Origin of the sequence: Nocardioides sp. 1609, assembly GCF_004522105.1 — a bacterium.
Lineage (GTDB): Bacteria > Actinomycetota > Actinomycetes > Propionibacteriales > Nocardioidaceae > Nocardioides.
Genome location: NZ_SPUJ01000005.1, coordinates 235,390 through 252,966, shown reverse-complemented (window position 1 = coordinate 252,966; position 17,577 = coordinate 235,390). Strand labels below are relative to the sequence as shown.

18 protein-coding genes are annotated in these 17,577 nt (G+C 73.9%); 3 read left to right on the top strand and 15 right to left on the bottom strand.

Annotated features, from left to right (window positions below; all coding sequences use genetic code 11):
• Positions 1-52 precede the first annotated feature (52 nt).
• From E4623_RS15025 to E4623_RS14965, 13 genes are all read right to left on the bottom strand, one after another.
• Positions 53-529: a thioesterase family protein gene (locus tag E4623_RS15025; RefSeq protein WP_134767358.1), complete on the bottom strand. Its 477-nt coding sequence runs from the start codon at positions 527-529 to the stop codon at positions 53-55.
• Positions 529-4,140, bottom strand: coding sequence for a chromosome segregation protein SMC (smc, locus tag E4623_RS15020; protein WP_134767357.1), 3,612 nt, complete (start codon positions 4,138-4,140; stop codon positions 529-531). Before smc ends, E4623_RS15025 begins: the two co-directional genes overlap by 1 nt.
• Positions 4,141-4,665: 525 nt before the next feature.
• Positions 4,666-5,148, bottom strand: coding sequence for a VanZ family protein (locus tag E4623_RS15015; RefSeq protein ID WP_134767356.1), 483 nt, complete (start codon positions 5,146-5,148; stop codon positions 4,666-4,668).
• Between the two features lie 4 nt (positions 5,149-5,152).
• On the bottom strand, positions 5,153-6,433 hold the full coding sequence (locus E4623_RS15010; RefSeq protein WP_134767355.1) for an MFS transporter: 1,281 nt from the start codon (positions 6,431-6,433) through the stop codon (positions 5,153-5,155).
• A gap of 100 nt (positions 6,434-6,533) precedes the next feature.
• Positions 6,534-6,737, bottom strand: coding sequence for a hypothetical protein (locus tag E4623_RS15005; RefSeq protein WP_134767354.1), 204 nt, complete (start codon positions 6,735-6,737; stop codon positions 6,534-6,536).
• Positions 6,738-6,813: 76 nt separating this feature from the next.
• Complete coding sequence (gene mutM / locus E4623_RS15000) at positions 6,814-7,698, bottom strand: bifunctional DNA-formamidopyrimidine glycosylase/DNA-(apurinic or apyrimidinic site) lyase (RefSeq protein WP_134767353.1); 885 nt, start codon at positions 7,696-7,698, stop codon at positions 6,814-6,816.
• A gap of 9 nt (positions 7,699-7,707) precedes the next feature.
• Positions 7,708-8,415 (bottom strand): ribonuclease III, encoded by a 708-nt coding sequence (gene rnc / locus E4623_RS14995; RefSeq protein WP_245155134.1) that lies wholly within the window; start codon positions 8,413-8,415, stop codon positions 7,708-7,710.
• 22 nt (positions 8,416-8,437) lie between these two features.
• A complete protein-coding gene (gene rpmF, locus E4623_RS14990; protein ID WP_134767351.1) occupies positions 8,438-8,623 on the bottom strand; it encodes a 50S ribosomal protein L32 in 186 nt (61 codons plus the stop codon).
• A gap of 9 nt (positions 8,624-8,632) precedes the next feature.
• Positions 8,633-9,226 (bottom strand): YceD family protein, encoded by a 594-nt coding sequence (locus E4623_RS14985; protein WP_167736701.1) that lies wholly within the window; start codon positions 9,224-9,226, stop codon positions 8,633-8,635.
• 172 nt (positions 9,227-9,398) lie between these two features.
• Entirely contained in the window at positions 9,399-9,881 is a 483-nt protein-coding gene (coaD, locus tag E4623_RS14980; protein ID WP_134767349.1) for a pantetheine-phosphate adenylyltransferase, read from the bottom strand.
• Between the two features lie 31 nt (positions 9,882-9,912).
• Positions 9,913-10,476, bottom strand: a complete 564-nt coding sequence (rsmD, locus tag E4623_RS14975) for a 16S rRNA (guanine(966)-N(2))-methyltransferase RsmD (RefSeq protein WP_134767348.1) — start codon at positions 10,474-10,476, stop codon at positions 9,913-9,915.
• Positions 10,477-10,624: 148 nt separating this feature from the next.
• Positions 10,625-12,853 carry an ATP-dependent DNA helicase RecG gene (locus E4623_RS14970; protein ID WP_134767347.1) on the bottom strand — a complete coding sequence of 743 codons (2,229 nt, stop codon included), beginning with the start codon at positions 12,851-12,853 and terminating at the stop codon, positions 10,625-10,627.
• Positions 12,854-12,868: 15 nt separating this feature from the next.
• Entirely contained in the window at positions 12,869-14,545 is a 1,677-nt protein-coding gene (locus E4623_RS14965) for a DAK2 domain-containing protein (protein ID WP_134767346.1), read from the bottom strand.
• Between the two features lie 165 nt (positions 14,546-14,710).
• Between E4623_RS14965 and rpmB the strand changes: the two genes are divergently transcribed.
• The gene (gene rpmB, locus E4623_RS14960; RefSeq protein WP_134767345.1) at positions 14,711-14,896 is read left to right on the top strand and encodes a 50S ribosomal protein L28; all 186 of its coding nucleotides are present in this window, start codon (positions 14,711-14,713) and stop codon (positions 14,894-14,896) included.
• A 73-nt stretch (positions 14,897-14,969) separates the two neighbouring features.
• Here the strand turns inward: rpmB and E4623_RS14955 are convergent, their stop codons facing one another.
• Together E4623_RS14955 and E4623_RS14950 are read right to left on the bottom strand one after the other, a co-directional pair.
• The gene (locus tag E4623_RS14955; RefSeq protein ID WP_134767344.1) at positions 14,970-15,527 is read right to left on the bottom strand and encodes a dihydrofolate reductase family protein; all 558 of its coding nucleotides are present in this window, start codon (positions 15,525-15,527) and stop codon (positions 14,970-14,972) included.
• A 102-nt stretch (positions 15,528-15,629) separates the two neighbouring features.
• On the bottom strand, positions 15,630-16,619 hold the full coding sequence (locus E4623_RS14950; RefSeq protein WP_134767343.1) for a thiamine-phosphate kinase: 990 nt from the start codon (positions 16,617-16,619) through the stop codon (positions 15,630-15,632).
• Between the two features lie 136 nt (positions 16,620-16,755).
• On the opposite strand from E4623_RS14950, the gene E4623_RS14945 reads away from it, so the two are divergent.
• Both E4623_RS14945 and E4623_RS14940 read left to right on the top strand, forming a co-directional pair.
• On the top strand, positions 16,756-16,992 hold the full coding sequence (locus E4623_RS14945) for an Lrp/AsnC ligand binding domain-containing protein (RefSeq protein ID WP_134767342.1): 237 nt from the start codon (positions 16,756-16,758) through the stop codon (positions 16,990-16,992).
• Positions 16,993-16,994: 2 nt separating this feature from the next.
• The gene (locus E4623_RS14940) at positions 16,995-17,516 is read left to right on the top strand and encodes a DUF3515 family protein (protein WP_167736655.1); all 522 of its coding nucleotides are present in this window, start codon (positions 16,995-16,997) and stop codon (positions 17,514-17,516) included.
• Positions 17,517-17,577: the final 61 nt, after the last annotated feature.

The window sequence follows — 17,577 nt, the reverse complement described above, 5'->3', positions numbered from 1 at the left end:
GTCCGCCCGGGCGCAACCCTCACTGCACCACACGCCCCACCCCGGACCGGACTCAGGCGCGCACGAGCGGCGCCACTGCGACACGGATCACGTCGGGCACCGGGGTGACCTCCCGGGTGCCGCCGCCGTTGGTGACGTAGACGTGGACGAACCGGCCCTCGGCGTTCGCGGGCTGGTCGGGTCCCCCGGGGCCCTGGAAGAGCCCGACGCGGTAGACGACCGAGGAGCTCCCGAGCCGGTCGACGACCAGCCCCATCTCGACGTCGGCCGGGTAGCCCATCTCGGCGAAGTAGCGGCACGAGACCTCCGCGACGACGCCGACGGCGTCGAGGCCGCGGATGTCGACGCCGGTCGCCTCGGCGAGGTGGGCGTTGACCGCGGTGTCGACGAGGTCGAAGTAGCGGGCGTTGTTGAGGTGGCCGTAGACGTCGTCGTCGGACCACCGCGTGGTGGCCGTGCGCCACGCGACGTAGTCGGACCGGGTCGGCCGGGCGGGTCGGGCGGGTCGGGTCTGGGGGGCGTCGGGCATCAGGCCGACCCCCTGGGCTCGGTGTCGCGGAGCCGCTGGCTGATGACGGTGCTGACCCCGTCGCCGCGCATCGTGACGCCGTACAGCGCGTCGCCGACCTCCATCGTGCGCTTCTGGTGGGTGATCACCAGCAGCTGCGAGGTCTCGCGCAGCTCCTCGTAGATCTGGAGCAGCCGGCCCAGGTTGGTGTCGTCGAGGGCCGCCTCGACCTCGTCGAGGATGTAGAAGGGCGAGGGTCGCGCCTTGAACAGCGCCACGAGGAACGCGACCGCGACCAGCGACCGCTCGCCGCCGGAGAGCAGCGAGAGCCGCTTGACCTTCTTGCCGGGCGGACGCGCCTCGACCTCGATGCCGGTGGTGAGCATGTTGTCGGGATCGGTCAGCACCAGCCGGCCCTCGCCACCCGGGAACAGCCGCGCGAAGGTGGCGTCGAAGGCCACGGTGACGTCGGCGAAGGCCTCGGTGAAGACCTGCTCGACCCGGGTGTCGACCTCCTTGACGATGTCGAGGAGGTCCTTGCGGGTGCTCTTGAGGTCCTCGAGCTGCTCGGTGAGGAACTTGTGCCGCTCCTCCATCGCCGAGAACTCCTCGAGCGCGAGCGGGTTCACCTTGCCCAGCATCGTCAGCTGCCGCTCGGCCGCCCGCAGCCGCTTCGTCTGCTCCTCGCGGTCGTAGGGTGTCGGGCCCGGTGCCTCCTCGCCCTCGGCCGTCTCGAGGGTGGCCGGCGGCGGCACCGGCTGGTCGGGCCCGAAGTCGGCGACCAGGCCGTCGGCGTCGAGGCCGAGCTCGTCGAGCGTGCGCTCCTCGAGCTGCTCGATGCGCATCCGCTGCTGGGCGCGGGCCAGCTCGTCGCGGTGCACGGAGTTGACCAGCTCGTCGTGCTCCCGGCCGAGGTCGCGCAGGGTCGCCCGGACGTCGATCAGCGCGCGCTCGCGCCCGCTGCGCGCCTGCTCGACCTCGAGGCGTGCGGTGGTCGCGGCGTCGATCGAGACCTCCAGCCGGGCGAGCACGTAGGCCGCCGCCAGCGAGACCGCCTCGGCGGCCTCGCCCTCGCGCAGCAGCCGCTCACGGCGCTCGGCCGCCCGGGCGCGGGCCTCGCGCTCGGTGCGGGCCTGACGGAGCAGTCCGTCGACCCGGCCGTGGAGCGCGCGGGCCCGCTCCTCGCCGGTGCGCAGCGCGAGCCGGGCGTCCATCTCGGCCTGGCGCGCGGTGCGGGCCGCCTCGACGAGCCGCTCGCGCTCGGCGGTGTCCGGCTCGTCGCCGTCGTCGGCGCCGTCCCCCGTCGCCGTGGTCGCCTCGGCTGCCTCCAGGCGCTGCTCGAGGTCGGCCAGGCCGGCCAGGTCGGTGTCCCGAGCCGTCTCGGCCTTCTCGATCGCCTGCGCCAGGCGGTCGGCCTCCCCCTTGGCGGCCCGGGCCTGCGAACCGTGCTGGCCGAGCTCCTCGGCGACGGCGGCCAGGGTCGCGTCGGACTCGTGCAGCCGGGCCAGGGCCGCGTCGGCGCGCTTCTGTGCCTCGAGCCGCTCGGCCTCGAGTCGGCTGAGCTCGAAGCCGAGCCGCTCGCCGTCGGCGGTGGCCGCGAGCAGCCGCTCGGCGGCCTCGTCGACGGCGCTCTGGATCTCGATCAGGCTCTGCTGGGTCTGCGAGCCGCCGGCGGCGACGTGCGTGCCGAGGACGTCGCCGCCGCGGGTGACGGCGACGACGGTCGGCTCGGCCTCCACCAGGCGGCGCGCGGCGTCGAGGTCGTCGACGACGGCGGCGCGCAGCAGCAGGTGCGTCAGCGCCGGCCGGAGCCGGTCGGGGCACTCGACGACCTCGACGGCGTACGTCGCCCCGTCGGGCAGGGCCGGCCAGTCGCGGGCGGGGTCGGCGACCGGCGCGCCCGGGTCGGCGCCGAGCACGAGGCCGGCACGGCCGAGGTCACCGGCGCGCAGGTGGGCCAGGGCGGCGACCGCGGCGCCGGCGTCGGTGACCGCGACGGCGTCGGCGGCCGAGCCGAGGGCGGTGGCGACGGCGGTCTCGAACCCGGCGCGGACGCCGAGCAGCGCGGCGACCGAGCCCATCAGGCCCTCGACGCCGTCGTCGCTGCCGGCAGCGAGCAGCGCTCCGGCGCCGTCCTTGCGGGTCAGGCCCATCTCGAGGGCGTCCTTGCGTGCCGCGAGCCCCGCGCGGTCGCGGTCGGCCTGCTGGGCGGCGACGCGGACGGCGGCGAGCTTCTCCTCGAGGTCGTCGAGCAGGGCGACGGCGGCCTCGTGCTCGGCGTCGAGCCCCTCCTCGCCGGCGTCGAGCCCGGCGACCTGGGTCTCGAGGGCGGTGAAGGCGCGCTGGGCGCGCTCGGCCCGCGCGGCGGCCTCCTCGCGGGCGAGGGTGAGCCGGCCGACCTCCTCGGCGGCCGCGGCGGCCCGCGACTTGAGGGCGTTGACCTGGCCGTGCAGCCGGGCCAGTCCCTCGCGCCGGTCGGCGGCGGCCCGCTGCAGCGCGGCGATCCGACGGTCCTCCTCCGCGGCGGCGTCCTCAGCGGCCTTGCGGGCGGCGACCGCCTCCTCGAGGCCGGTGCGGTGCCGGGTGACCTGGGCGCCGATCTCCTGCTCCTGCACGCGGACCCGCTCGGCCTCGGCCTCGATCTGGTCGGGGTCGCGCCCCTGCTGCCCGGTGGTCTCGGCGGCGCCGGCGGCGTTGCGGATCCGCTCGGCGGCCAGGCCCTGGGTGCCGTGCACGCGCTCGCGGAGCCCGCGCAGGGCGAACTGCACCTCCTGGGCCCGGCTCAGGGCCGGCAGGTCCTCGCGCAGCGCGGCCTCGAGCTCGGCCTCGCGCTGCCGCGCGGTCGCGACCGCGGCCTCCACCTCGGTGCGACGCTCGAGCAGGATCGACTCGTCGGCCATCTCCTGCTCGAGGGCGGTGCGGGCGGTGACGAGGTCGTCGGCCAGCAGCCGGGCCCGGGCGTCGCGGGCATCGGCCTGGACGCCGGCCGCCTTGCGCGCGACCTCGGCCTGGCGGCCGAGCGGCTTGAGCTGGCGGCGCAGCTCGTGGAGCAGGTCGCCGAGCCGGGTGAGGTTGCCCTCGGTGGCGTCGAGCTTGCGGAGCGCCTTCTCCTTGCGCTTGCGGTGCTTGAGGACGCCGGCGGCCTCCTCGATGAAGCCGCGCCGGTCCTCGGGCGTGGCGTGCAGGATCGTGTCGAGCTGGCCCTGGCCGACGATCACGTGCATCTCGCGGCCGATGCCGGAGTCGGAGAGCAGCTCCTGGACGTCGAGCAGGCGGCAGCTGGTGCCGTTGATCGCGTACTCGGACCCGCCGCTGCGGAACATCGTGCGGGTGATCGTGACCTCGGCGTACTCGATCGGCAGCGCGCCGTCGGCGTTGTCGATGGTCAGCGCCACCTCGGCGCGGCCCAGCGGCGGGCGACCGGACGTGCCGGCGAAGATGACGTCGTCCATCTTCCCGCCGCGCAGGCTCTTCGCGCTCGCCTCACCCATCACCCAGGCGAGCGCGTCGACGACGTTCGACTTGCCGGAGCCGTTCGGACCGACGATGCAGGTGATGCCCGGCTCGAGCTGGAGCGTGGTCGCCGACGCGAAGGACTTGAAGCCCCTGAGGGTCAGGCTCTTGAGGTACAACGCGGGGCTCCATCGCGGTGCTCGGGTACGTCGGGCGTGCGGCTACTGACGCGGGGGAAGCTCAGCGCGCTCACCCTACCGGTGGCGCGCTCGACTCCTCGGGAGTGCGGGTCGTGCGCGTCGACCGGGGCTGGAGGGCGGGAGAGTCACCGCTGGGCGCGGGAATCCCGGGCGGCAGTGGTCCGGAACCCGAGTGGTGGGCGCCGCCGACGTCGTCCCGTCGGCCCCGCCCGTCTCGCCGGACGGCCTGAACCTGAGCTGGGGGGCCGGGATATCGGCCGCCAAGTTCAGATTTCCCCGGTCGACCGGGGAAATCCCGGCGCGGCAGGGGTTCCGGAACCCGAGTGGTGGGCGCCGCCGACGTCGTCCCGTCGGCCCCGCCCGTCTCGCCGGACGGCCTGAACCTGAACTGGGGGGCCGGGATATCGGCCGCCAAGTTCAGATTTCCCCGGTCGACCGGGGAAATCGCGGCGGGCAAGGGAGCCGGACTCGAAGCCCACGCGGGAGAGGCGCGGACGTCGCCCGTCACCCGACCGGCAGTCGCCCCGACGCCGGGTGAGACGCAGCACGGCGGGCGCGCGCGGCCCGGGCCCGGCGACGCGAGGCCGGGTAGGTGAGCACCAGCCCGACCGCGATGCCCACGAGGGCCCCGACGGTGTTGGCGAGCAGGTCGCGCTCGTCGGGGACCCGGCCCGGGATCGACCGTTGCGCGGTCTCGATCGCCGAGGTCATCAGGAACCCGCCGATCCCGGCCACCCACCAGAACCGGGTGCCGACCAGCAGCAGGAGGAACACACCGACCGGCACGAACAGCGCGATGTTGGCCAGGAGCTCGGCCCGGTCGTAGGTCAACCACGACAGCTCCTCGTGGCGCTGCAGCCGGGCCAGCACCCGCAGCACGAGGTCGCTGCCCGTCGGTGCGGTCGAGGCGGGCGTCAGCGTCACCCAGCCGACGAAGCCGAGGTAGGCGAAGGTGAGGACGCTGAGGAAGGGATGCCGGTGGAACATGACGTCATCCTCCCCCGGCTTCCTGGCCGTCGGCTGAAAGGGCCGTGAGCGGCGCGGACGCCTCGTCGGCGTGCGCGACGTGGCTGAGCTGGCGCCAGATCGCGACGACGAAGACGGCCGAGCCGGCGAAGGCGAACCAGAACGGCGCCGCGAGCCCCCCGTGCTGGGCGAGCAGGCCGCCGATGCCGGACCCGACGACGAGGCCGCCGAACACGCCGACGAGGTAGACCGAGCCCACCCGGCCCTGCAGCGGCGAGGGCACCGCGCGCTGGCGGACGGTGATCGACGTCGTCCCCCAGATGAAGGCGTGCGCGCCGAAGACGAAGAAGATCGGCAGCGCGACGTACGGCGAGGTGGTCAGCGCCAGGCCGAGGTGGGTGAACGTCTCGACGACGAGCCCGATCCGCATCAGGTCGCCGAGGCTGACGTGCCGGGTGATCCACCCGTAGGAGAGCGTGCCGAGCAGGCCGCCGGCCGCGCCGACCGTCGTCACCAGGCCGAAGCCGACCTCGCCGAGGCCGAGGCGCTGGGTCGCGTAGAGGACCAGCACCGACCAGGCGGCGCCGAAGGTGATGTTGAAGATGAAGATCGTCAGCACGAGCGTCCGGACGGCGGCGTGGTGGACCACCCAGCGGAAGCCCTCGGCGATGTCGTGGCTGATCCGCGCCACCGTCTCCGGGTCGCGCCGGTGCGGTGGCAGCTCGAGCCGCGAGATCAGCAGCGCCCCGAGCAGCACGAGCACCGCCTCGGCAGCGAACGGCCACGCGCTGCCGGCCGCGAACAGGGCCGCGCCGAGCGGCGGCCCGGCGAGCTGGTTGACGGTGATGAAGCCGGTCTGGATGCGGGAGTTGGCGACGGCGAGGTCGTCGCGGTCGACGAGCATGGGCACGAGCGTGCTCGCGGCGTTGTCGGCGAACATCTCGGCGGTCCCGAGGGTGAACATCACGGCCAGCACCACCGCGATGGAGACCGCGTCGGTGACGATGAACGTCGTCAGCACCACCAGCACCGCGACCCGGAGGGCGTTGGTGACCAGCACGATCAGTCGCCGGTCGAGGCGGTCGGTGATCGCGCCGGCGTACAGCCCGATGACCAGCGGCGGGGCCCAGACCGCGAGCGCGGCGAGGGCCACGAGGAACGGCTGGTCGGTCTGGGAGGCCACCAGGAGCGGACCCGCGGCCAGCGCGATGCCGTCGCCCAGGTTGGTCGTCCAGGACGACGCCAGCACCCAGCGGAACCCGGCACCCAGCCGGGCTGGGACCACCAGCTCGACGAGGCTGCTCACGGGGTCAGGACGTTCGTCGTGGTGGTCGTCGACCGCGACCTCGGTCTCCGCGCGGCCCACCGCGCGCGGCAGGCCGTCGGGCGGTGACCCGAGATCCGCCTCAGGCGGGCTGCAGGGTCGCGTCGTGCATCTGCGAGTCGAGCAGGTCGGCGGCCCGGGAGGCCACCAGCCGGTCGTTCTCCTCCGAGAGACGGAGGACGAGGGACTCCAGCTCGGCCACCCGCGTGCGGAGCCGGGCGTTGTCGGCAGCCAGGCGGGGGTCTCGCAGGTCGCTGTTCAGGTAGCCGATCAGCGCCTTGGCCATGTGTCGAGCCTTCCGGTGAGTACGAGCGGCCCGGGACCTGGGCCGCTTACCAGAGTCCCACCGGAACCGGAAGGGGTCAATCTGGCGTGACGGCCGGTGTGGGCACCCGACGCCGCCGCGGCACCGGCTGGCAGCGGGGGCAGAAGTACGACGACCGGTTCATGAACGCGATCCGCCGGATCGGCGTCCCGCACCGGTCGCACGGCTCGTCCTGGCGGCCGTAGGCGTGCAGCGAGCGGTCGAAGTAGCCGGACTCGCCGTTGACGTTGACGTAGAGCGCGTCGAACGACGTCCCGCCCTGCCCGAGCGCCTCCTCCATCACCTCGCGGGCGTGGCCGAGCAGGGTGCGCGCCTGGGCGGCGGTGAGCCGCTCCCCGGGCCGATCGCCGTGCAGGCGAGCGCGCCACAGCGCCTCGTCGGCGTAGATGTTGCCGACGCCGGAGACCAGCCCCTGGTCGAGCAGCAGCCGCTTGACCCCCGAGCTCCTCCGGCGCACCCGGGCGAGGAACAGGTCGTCGTCGAACTCGGGGTCGAGCGGGTCGCGGGCGATGTGGGCGATCTCGGCCGGGAGGTCGGCGCCGCCGGTGGAGACGGAGAGGCCGCCGAACATCCGCTGGTCGACGAAGTGCAGGTTGCGGTCCTCGGCGGCCCCGTCGAGGACGAGCCGGACCCGGAGGTGCCGCTCGGGGACGGCGTCGTCGGGCTGCACCAGCAGCTGGCCGCTCATGCCGAGGTGGCCGAGCAGGGCGTCGCCGTTGTCGAGCGGGAGCCAGAGGTACTTGCCGCGTCGACGGGCCGCGACGATCCGGCGTCCGGCGAGAGCGGCGGCGAACCCCTCGGGGCCGCGCGGGTCACGGCGGACCGGACGCGGGTGCAGGACGTCGACCCGGGTGATCCGCGAGCCGAGCACGTGCCGCTCGAGGCCGGCACGGACGACCTCGACCTCAGGCAGCTCGGGCACCGGTGTGCCTCAGACGATCTCGTCGGGCCGGGGCACGTGGGCGGCGACGATCTCGCCGTACGCCGTCTCGGCGGAGGCCTGCTCGGCCTCCTTCTTCGAGCGGCCGGTGCCGTTGCCGTAGAGCTGGTCGGCGACCCGGACCTGGGCGTGGAAGGTCTTGCGGTGGTCGGGACCCTCGTCGGTGATGACGTACTCCGGGACGCCGAGGCCGTGCTCGGCCGAGAGCTCCTGCAGCGACGTCTTCCAGTCGAGCCCGGCGCCCATCGCCGAGGCCTCGGCGATGAGCGGGTCGAACAGCCGGTGGATCACGACGGCGGCGACCTCGATGCCGCCGCTGAGGTGCACCGCGCCGATCACCGCCTCGACGGTGTCGGACAGGATCGACGCCTTCAGGCGGCCACCCGTGGCCTCCTCGCCGCGCCCGAGCTTGACGTGGTCGCCGAGCCCGATCGTGATGGCGACGCCGGCCAGTGCGCGAGCGTTGACGACCGCGGCGCGCAGCTTGGCCAGCCGACCCTCCGAGAGGTCGGGGTGCATCGTGTACAGCGTCTCGGTGACCACCACGCCGAGCACCGAGTCACCCAGGAACTCCAGGCGCTCGTTGGTCGGCAGCCCACCGTTCTCGTAGGCGAACGAGCGGTGCGTCAGAGCGCGCTCGAGCAGCTCGGGGTCGAGTACCGGGTCCCCGAGTGCCGAGCGCAGCTCGCTGTAGTTGATGTCGGTGACTGCCGACCGGGTCTCAGAGGACCTGGCGACGGTCGGCGCGGGCGCCGTACTGACCGCACTCGCCGCACGCACGGTGCGGGAGGTGCTTGGCGGCGCACGCGGGGTTCGCGCAGGTGACGAGGGTCGGCGCGACGGCCTTCCACTGCGAGCGACGGTGCCGGGTGTTGCTCCGCGACATCTTCCGCTTCGGGACAGCCATGGTGATCTCCTAGTTGCTCGGGTCGTTCTGGGTGGTCTCGATCGTGGTGAGCGACGCCCACCGTGGGTCGATCGGGGCCTCGTGCGTGTGATCCGGGTCTTCCTTGAGGTTGGCGCCGCACTCGGTGCACAACCCGGGGCAGTCGTCCTCACACAGCGGCTGGAACGGTAGTGCGAGCACCACCGCGTCCCGCAGCAGGGGTTCGAGGTCGAGCAGGTCGTCCTCCATCGTGCTGACACCGTCGTCCTCGTCGCCGTCGTCGTGACCGGCGTTGTCGGTCGGGCGGCCGCGGGAGTCTCGAGAGTCGCCGTACACGAACAGCTCCTGGAACCTCACGTCGACCTGGTCGACGATCGGGTCCAGGCACCGCGCGCACTCGCCCTCGAGGTCGGCCGTGGCCGTCCCCGTGACCAGCACGCCCTCCATGACCGCCTCGAGGCGCAGGTCCAGCTCGACCGGCGCTCCTTCGGCGACACCGAGGACGTCGATGCCCAGATCTGCCGGTGCCGGCACCGTCAGCGTCACCTCACGTTGGGACCCCGGGCGGCGGCCGAGCTCGCGGGTATCGAGCACGAGCGGCGCTCTCGGGTCCAGGCTGGTCAGGGGATCACTTCCGGGTCCGGGCACAAACAGATCAGCGAGAAGACTACTGTCGTTGTTCCCGTCGGCGAAATCAGGGCTGGACCGGGGCTGCTCGGGCCCCGTGAGGGTGCCGGAACGCGGGGTCGCGCCGTCCGGGTCGCTCCCCGCGCCGCGGTCGCGCGGGTGGGGGCGCTCATGCCCGCTCGGCGAGCCGGGCCGTCAGCGCCGCCAGCACGAAGTCGGGCACGAACGCCGACACGTCCCCGCCGAACGCCGCGACCTCCTTGACCAGGCTGGAGGAGACGAAGGACTGGCGGGTGCTGGTGGGCAGGAACACCGTCTCGACGCCGGTGAGCGCGGAGTTCATCTGCGCCATCGGCATCTCGTAGTCGAAGTCGCTCGAGGCGCGCAGGCCCTTGACGATCGCCGGGGCGTCCTGGGCGAGGCAGAAGTCGGTGACCAGGCCGGTGAAGCCCTCGACCCGTACGTTCGTGAACGGCTCGACCGCCCGGCGCAGCATGTCGGTGCGCTCCTCGGGGCCGAAGAGCCGGCTCTTCGAGGGGTTGACCCCGATCGCGACGATCACCTCGTCGAAGAGGGTCGCTGCCCGCCCGATGATGTCGAGGTGCCCGTGGGTGACGGGGTCGAAGGAGCCGGGACAGACGGCCCTGCTCATCGGGCCTGCTCGAGGGCGGGGCGGCGGGTGCTCACGGTGCGTGACCGTACCAAAGCACCGTCTCGCCGTACCGCTTGCTGCGGTCACCGACGATCGGCCGCCCGCCGGTCGGCCAGGTCGGCTCCGGGCTGCGCCGCGACCGCTCGACGACCACGAGGGCGTCGGGCGCGAGCCACTCGGTCAGCAGGTCGAGGTCACCCGCGAGGTCGGTCTCCGACAGTGGGTACGGCGGGTCGCTGTAGACGACGTCGTAGCGGTGCTGCGGCACGCGGGCCAGGCACGGCTGGACCCGCATCGCGTGCACCTCGGCGTCGGCGAACCCGAGGCTGCGGGCGTTCTGCTCGATGAGGGAGGCGGTGGACCGGTCGGACTCGACGAGCGTGACGCCCACCGCGCCGCGCGACCACGCCTCGAGGCCGACGGCACCGCTGCCGGCGTACAGGTCGAGGAAGCGGAGCCCGTGCAGCGACCCCGCCCACGACTCGACGGCGCTGAACAGCGCCTCCCGCACCCGGTCGGTGGTGGGACGGGTGTGCTCGCCCGGCGGGGTCTGGAGCCGGCGTCCCTTCGCGGTGCCGGCGATGATGCGGGTCATGCGGTGGGCCTCCGGGTGCTGGTGCGGGTGTCGCCGGTCGGCCGGGGAGACCGGGCGTCGTCGGGGAGAGCTTCGGCCGCCGTCGTCCGGTGTGCCCGGTCAGCCGGGAAGACCTGCACCGGCGCACGCCCGCCCACCACGACCGCACTCACGACTTCTCGATGAAGTCGGCGTTGGCGCTCGCCTCGAGGTCGGCCACGGCGTCGGCGAGCAGCGGCGAGCCACCCAGCGACTCGTCGGCCTCGAGCAGCGACTCGGCGGCCTCGCGGGCCTCGACGATGGTCTGCTCGTCGCGCAGGACGCGGAGGTTCTGCAGGGTCGAGCGCCAACCCGACTGCGACCGGCCGAGGACGTCGCCCTCGCGGCGCTGCTCGAGGTCGACCCGGCTGAGCTCGAAGCCGTCGGTGGTGCCGGCCACGGCGTCGAGCCGGTCGCGGGCCGCGGAGAGCTGCTCGGCGTGCGAGACGAGGAGGCACAGCCCCGGCAGGCCGCCCCGGCCGACCCGGCCGCGGAGCTGGTGGAGCTGGGAGACACCGAACCGGTCGGCGTCGAGGATCACCATCGCGGTGGCGTTGTGGACGTCGACGCCGACCTCGATGACGGTGGTGGAGACGAGCACGTCGATCTCGCCCGCGGCGAAGGCGCGCATGGTCGCGTCCTTCGCGTCGGGCGCCATCCTGCCGTGCAGGACCGCGAGCCGCAGACCCTCCAGGGGCCCCTCGGCGAGCTCGGTGACGACGTCCTCGACGGCGGCGAGCGGCGGCCGGTCGGCCTGGGGCCTGACCGGCTCGCCGTCCTCGTCGACCTCGGGGACGTCGACCTCGCCCTGCTCCAGCTCGTCGCCGGCGATGCGCGGGCACACGACGTAGGCCTGGTGCCCCTTGTCGACCTCCTCCCGGACCCGCTCCCAGACCCGGTTCACCCACCCGGGGTGGTCGACGAGGTTGACGACGTTGGACTGGATGGGCGCCCGGCCGGCCGGCAGCTCGCGCAGCACCGACGTCTCGAGGTCGCCGAAGACGGTCATCGCGACCGTGCGCGGGATCGGGGTCGCGGTCATCACCAGCACGTGGGGCGGCGAGCCCGCCTTGTCGGTGAGCGCGGCCCGCTGCTCGACGCCGAAGCGGTGCTGCTCGTCGACCACGACGAGGCCGAGGTCGGCGAACTGGACCCGCTCCTCCAGCAGCGCGTGCGTGCCGATGACGATGCCGGCCTCGCCGCTGCCGAGCCGCGACATGGGGCCGGTGCGCTGGGTCTTGCTCATCGACCCGGTGAGCAGCTCGACGGAGGTGCCACCGAAGACCCCTCCCCCGGCCAGGTCGCCGAGCAGCGCGGTGATCGAGCGGTGGTGCTGCTGGGCGAGCACCTCGGTGGGCGCCAGCAGGGCTGCCTGTCCGCCGGAGTCGACGACGCGCAGCATCGCCCGCAGCGCGACGAGGGTCTTGCCCGAGCCGACCTCGCCCTGCAGCAGCCGGTTCATCGGGTAGGGGTGCGCCAGGTCGGCCTCGACCTGCGCGCCGATCTCGCGCTGGCCGTCGGTGAGCTCGAACGGCAGCGACGCGTCGAACGCCGTCAGCAGCGCACCGTCGCCACCGTCACGGGCCTGCGCGCCGAGCGCCCGCACGGCCCGGCGCCGCCTGGCGAGCACCAGCTGGGTGACCAGCGCCTCCTCGAAGCGGTAGTGGCGCTGGGCCTGCTTCACCTGCTCGAGGCGCTCGGGCACGTGGACCCACTCGAGTGCGGTGGCCGCGTCGACCACGTCGTACTGCTCGCGGACGGCGTCCGGGACGACCTCGGGCAGCGCGTCGACGACGGAGCGCGCGAACGTGACGACGCGGGCGACGTCCCAGGACTCGAGGCCCTTGGTGAGCGGGTAGATCGGGTAGAGGTCGGCCATCGCGTCGACCGTCGCGATGTCGCCGTCCTCGCTCCCGCCCTGGGCGCCGAAGAGCACCATCTGCGGGTGGGCGAGCTGCCACTGGTTGTTGAACAGCTTGGCCTGACCGATGAACAGACCGGGCTGCCCGGGTGCGAGCTTGGTGGCCCGCCACTGCGCGGACTGGTGGCTCCTGGCGAAGAAGGTGATCTGCAGGCGCGGGCCGTCGGTGCGCAGCGAGGTCTCGACGCGGTGCATCACCTTGCCCGTGCGCCGGTCGGTGTGACTCTTGACCTGGCTGCTGACGACCTCGCCCACGACGCTGAGCATCTGGCCGGGCTGGAGGTCGTCGAGCTTGGTGAGCGTGCCGGTCTGGACGTACCTCCGGGGGAAGTGGTGCAACAGGTCGCCGACGGTGCGCATCCCGAGCCCGTCGGTGAACTTCTTGGCCTTCTTCGACTCGCCGAGCACCGCCGCGACGGGTGAGTCGAGCGTGATCACGCGCTCAACTCTGCCTCACTCCACCGACAGCAGCAGCGGGTACCGGTCCTGGCCGCCGTCGTACACGACGACGTCGACCGTCGGGTGGTGCTCCTCGGTCCAGGCCGCGGCGCGGTCGGCGAGGTCGCGGGCGCCCTCGCCCGCGACGATCGTGACGAGCTCGCCACCACCGGCGACCAGTCGCTGCAGCACGGTCGTGGCGACCTCGTACTGGTCGGCGCCGATGACGGCGAAGTCGCCCTCGATGACGCCGAGGACGTCGCCGGGCTCGCACCAGCCGGCCATCGTCAGGGCGTTCTTGGCGGCCACGGTGACGGCACCGTGCCGCGCGTGCCGGGCGGTCGCGGTCATCTCCAGCACGTCGAGGTCGAAGCTGCGGCCGGGCTCGTGCACCGCGAGGGCGGCCAGGCCCTGCACCTGCGCCTGCGTCGGGATGACGACGACGCGCAGGCCCAGGTCGGTCTCCGCCGTGCCGGCCGCGATCCTGGCGGCCCGCACGGAGTCGGGGTCGTTGGGCAGGACGACGACCTCGTGCGCCCCGGAGCCGGCGATCGCGTCGAGGATCTCCCCGGTCGAGGGGCGTCGGCCGGGCCCGCCGGCGACGACGACCGCGCCGGCGTCCTCGTAGAGCCGGGTCAGCCCGGCGCCCGCCGAGACGACGACGACGCGCCGACCCGACGGCCCCGCCTGGGCGGCCGGCTCGGCGGCGCGGCGGGCGGCGACCTGCTCGGCGAAGTGGGTGACCCGCACGCGGTGCGGGCGGCCGGCCTCGATGCCAGCCTCGATCGCGGCGCCGACGTCGTCGACGTGCACGTGGACGTTCCAGAGCCCCTCGCCCCCGACGACGACGAGCGAGTCACCGAGCGCCGCCAGCCGCACCCGCAACCGGTCGACGTGGTCGTCGTCGGCGTCGAGGAGGTACATCACCTCGTAGGACGGGCCGTCGGGCCCGAGGTCGTGCGGCTCGAGGGAGTCCGCCGGCGGGGCGACCGGCGCCGCGACCGGCGCCGCGACGGGCCGCCGCGGGCTGGTGACCGGGCTCGGACGTCGTCCGGTGAGCACGGTCTCGGCGGCGTCGAGGATGACGCTGATGCCGCGCCCACCGGCGTCCACGACGCCGGCGTGGCGCAGCGCCTCGAGCTGCTCGGGCGTGCGGGCCAGCGCCTCCCGGGCGGCGACCGCCGCGCTGGTGAAGACGTCGCGGGCCCGGACGCCGTCGTGCCGGGCGCGCTCGAGGGCCGCGTCGGAGGCCGCCCGGGCCACGGTGAGCATGGTGCCCTCGACGGGTCGGCCGACGGCGCGGTAGCTGGCCTCGGTCGCCTCGTGCAGCGCCTCGGACATCACCTGCGCGTTGCGCTCCTCGGGTGTCGAGCGGGCGATCCGGCGGGCGATCGCGCCCAGCATCTCGCTCAGGATCACCCCGGAGTTGCCGCGGGCGCCGAGCAGCGCTCCACGGGCGAAGGCGGCCAGGGCGCGCTCGCGGTCGGCGTCCTGCTCGGCGGCGGTGCGCACGGCCTCGCGGGCCGCGGAGACGGTGAGGTACATGTTGGTGCCGGTGTCGCCGTCGGGCACCGGGTAGACGTTGAGGGTGTCGATCTCCTCCCGCGCCGCGGCCAGGGCGTCGGTGGCGATGTCGACGAAGCGCAGCACGACCGCCAGCTCGATGCGGTCGCTCGCCGGTGCCTGCTCCATGATGGGCCAGACAGTAGTGGGCCGCTCCCCCCGCGTGGCGCAGGTCACGCGACGTGGTCACCCCTGGTCCACAATTTTGGCACCGCACGCCGGCGGGATACTCTTCTTCGGTTGCCCGCTGCGTCGGGCCCCCGATCATCGATCCAACTTTCAGGAGTGTCCCCCGTGGCTGCCGTCTGCGACATCTGCGCCAAGCGCCCGAGCTTCGGCAACAACCGCCCTTGGTCGCGCAAGATCACCAAGCGCCGGTTCGACCCGAACATCCAGCGCGTCCGTGCCACCGTGAACGGCACGCCCAAGCGCCTCAACGTCTGCACCGGCTGCCTCAAGGCCGGCAAGGTCAGCCGCTGACCCCAGCTCCTCCACGAAGGCCGTCACCCCTGGGGTGGCGGCCTTCGTCGTCTCCCCGGCCCGACGCCGGGTGTCAGCGGGTCCGGTAGCGGGCGTAGACCACGCCGCTCCCGAAGGAGCGCTCCTCGACCAGGTCGAGGTCGAGACGGACGCCGTCGGGGAAGAACCGGGTGCCGCCGCCGACCACGCTGGTGGTGACGAACAGGTGGTACTCGTCGACCAGGCCGGCCGCGATGGCCTGGGCGGCCAGGGTCGGGCCGTCGACGCTGAGGTCGTGCTCGGACTCCTCCTTGAGCCGTCGTACGGCGGCGGGGTCGAAGGTCCGCTCGATCCGCGTCCGCGCGCTCGAGACCGACGTCAGCGTCGTGGAGTAGACGACCTTGTCGGCGTCCTGCCAGCCGCGTGCGTACTCGACGACGAACGGCGGGTGGTCGGGGTCGGCGTGCGCGGTCTCCCAGAAGACCATGGTCTCGTACATCCGGCGTCCGTAGAGGAACGTGCGCACGCCGCCGAAGACGTCGTTGACGAAGGTGTGCACCTCCTCGTCGTCGGCACCGTGGCCGAGGTCGCCCTCGGCCGCCACGGCGTAGCCGTCGAGCGAGGTGATCATCGAGTAGACGAGCTTGCCCATGGTTCCCCTCCGGTCCGACCGCGCCGGCCCTCCGGCGGTCCTGGGAGGCTGTGACCCCGCCACCGCCCGGAACTCATCGATCCCGCGGGCCGGGGACGCGGCTCAGAAGTGCGTCCACCCGGTCGGGCCGTCGTACGGCGAGCCGTCGACCGTGACGACGCCGACCTGCTCGGGCTCGGCCGCCCGCACCTCGCCCACGACCGCCCAGCCGGGCGGCACCGCGCCGGCGTCCGGGAAGGTCGCGAGCAGGGCGTGGTCGTCGCCGCCGCCGAGGATCAGGTGCACCGGGTCGCTGTTGAGCGCGGCGCCGACGGCGACCAGCGGCTCCGGCACGTCGAACGCCGCCGTGCGGACGTCGATCGTCACCCCCGAGTCGGCGGCCAGGTGCGCGGCGTCCGCGAGCAGCCCGTCGGAGACGTCGATGAGCGAGGTGGCGCCCGCCTCGGCGGCCACCCGGCCCGCGTCGTACGGCGGCTCGGGACGACGGTAGGCCTCGACCAGGACGCGCGGCGAACGGAACCCGCGCCCCAGGACGGCCAGGCCGCCGGCGGCCCAGCCCTGGCGCCCGGTGATCGCCAGCACCTCGCCGGGCGCGGCGCCGGAGCGCAGCACCGGAGCCTGGGTGCACGAGCCGAGCACCGTCACCGCGACGACCACCTCGCTGGCCCGGGTCAGGTCGCCGCCGACGACGGAGGCGCCGACGAGGGCACACTCGGCGGCGAAGCCGCGGGCGAAGTCGAGGGCCCACGTGACCGGGAGGTCGGCCGGGGCGGCCAGGCCGACGGTCAGCGAGTGGGCGCGGCCGCCCATCGCGTTGATGTCGGAGAGGTTCTGCGCGGCGGCGCGGTGCCCGACGTCCTCGGCGCTGGCCCAGTCGCGACGGAAGTGCCGGCCCTCGACGACGAGGTCGGTCGAGACGACGACGTGCCCGCCGCGGATCCGCAGCACGGCGGCGTCGTCGCCGGGGCCGACGAGCACGTGCTCGCCCTGGTCGAAGAGGGCCACCAGCTCGGAGATCAGGCGGAACTCACCGGCGTCCGCGAGCGTCGCGGACGGGCCGAGGGACGAGGTCGCGTCGGGCGGGGGTGCCATGGCTCCATCCCACCAGACCGCCCCCGGACCGCGGGTATCGACAGGTCCGTGACCCGCGATAGGTTGGACGCCGCACCTCCCAGCAAGCGCCCATCAGCAACGCAACGTCGCGATGCCGTCCCGAAGGAGCAACCCCATGGTCGTCCAGGCCTACATCCTGATCCAGACCGACGTGGGCAAGGCCGCCGAGGTCGCCAAGTCGATCGCCCTGATCAAGGGCGTCACCCTCGCCGAGGACGTCACCGGCCCCTACGACGTCATCGTCCGGGCCGAGGCGCGCAACGTCGACGAGCTCGGCAAGCTGGTGGTCTCCAAGGTCCAGAACCTCGACGGCATCACCCGCACCCTGACCTGCCCGGTCGTGCACATCTGAGCGTGCAGCGCCGGTCCCGACGCCCCGAGTCCGCCCGGACCCGGGGCGTCGTGCTGTGCTCGGCCGTCGCGGCGGTCCTCGCCGGCGCGCTGTCGGCGTGCGGCGGGCCGGTCGAGATCGAGTCCCACGACCTGGACGCCGCCGACCGCGCCGCCTGCGCGGCGTTCGTCGCCGACCTGCCCGACACCCTCGCCGACGAGGAGCGGGTCGACGTCGAGCCCGACGACGCCCTCGGTGCGGCGTACGGCGATCCCGCCATGGTCGTGACCTGCGGCGTCCCCACGCCCGACGGGTTCGACCTGACCGCGCAGTGCCAGGTCGCGAACGGGGTGGGCTGGTACATCCCGAACGAGGTGCTCGACGACCCCGACGCCGACGCCACGCTCTCGGCGGCCGGCAACCGCCCCGTCGTCGAGGTGTTCGTGCCCGGCGACGGCGACCGCGGCGACCGGGCAGCCGCCGCCATCGCCGACCTCGCCCCCCTGGTCGAGGAGCACCTCCCGCTCGTGACCCGCTGCGACTGACTGACGCCGACCCGTGCGCCCCCCGCTGACCCGTCACCCATAGGTGACGGGTCGGCCTGGA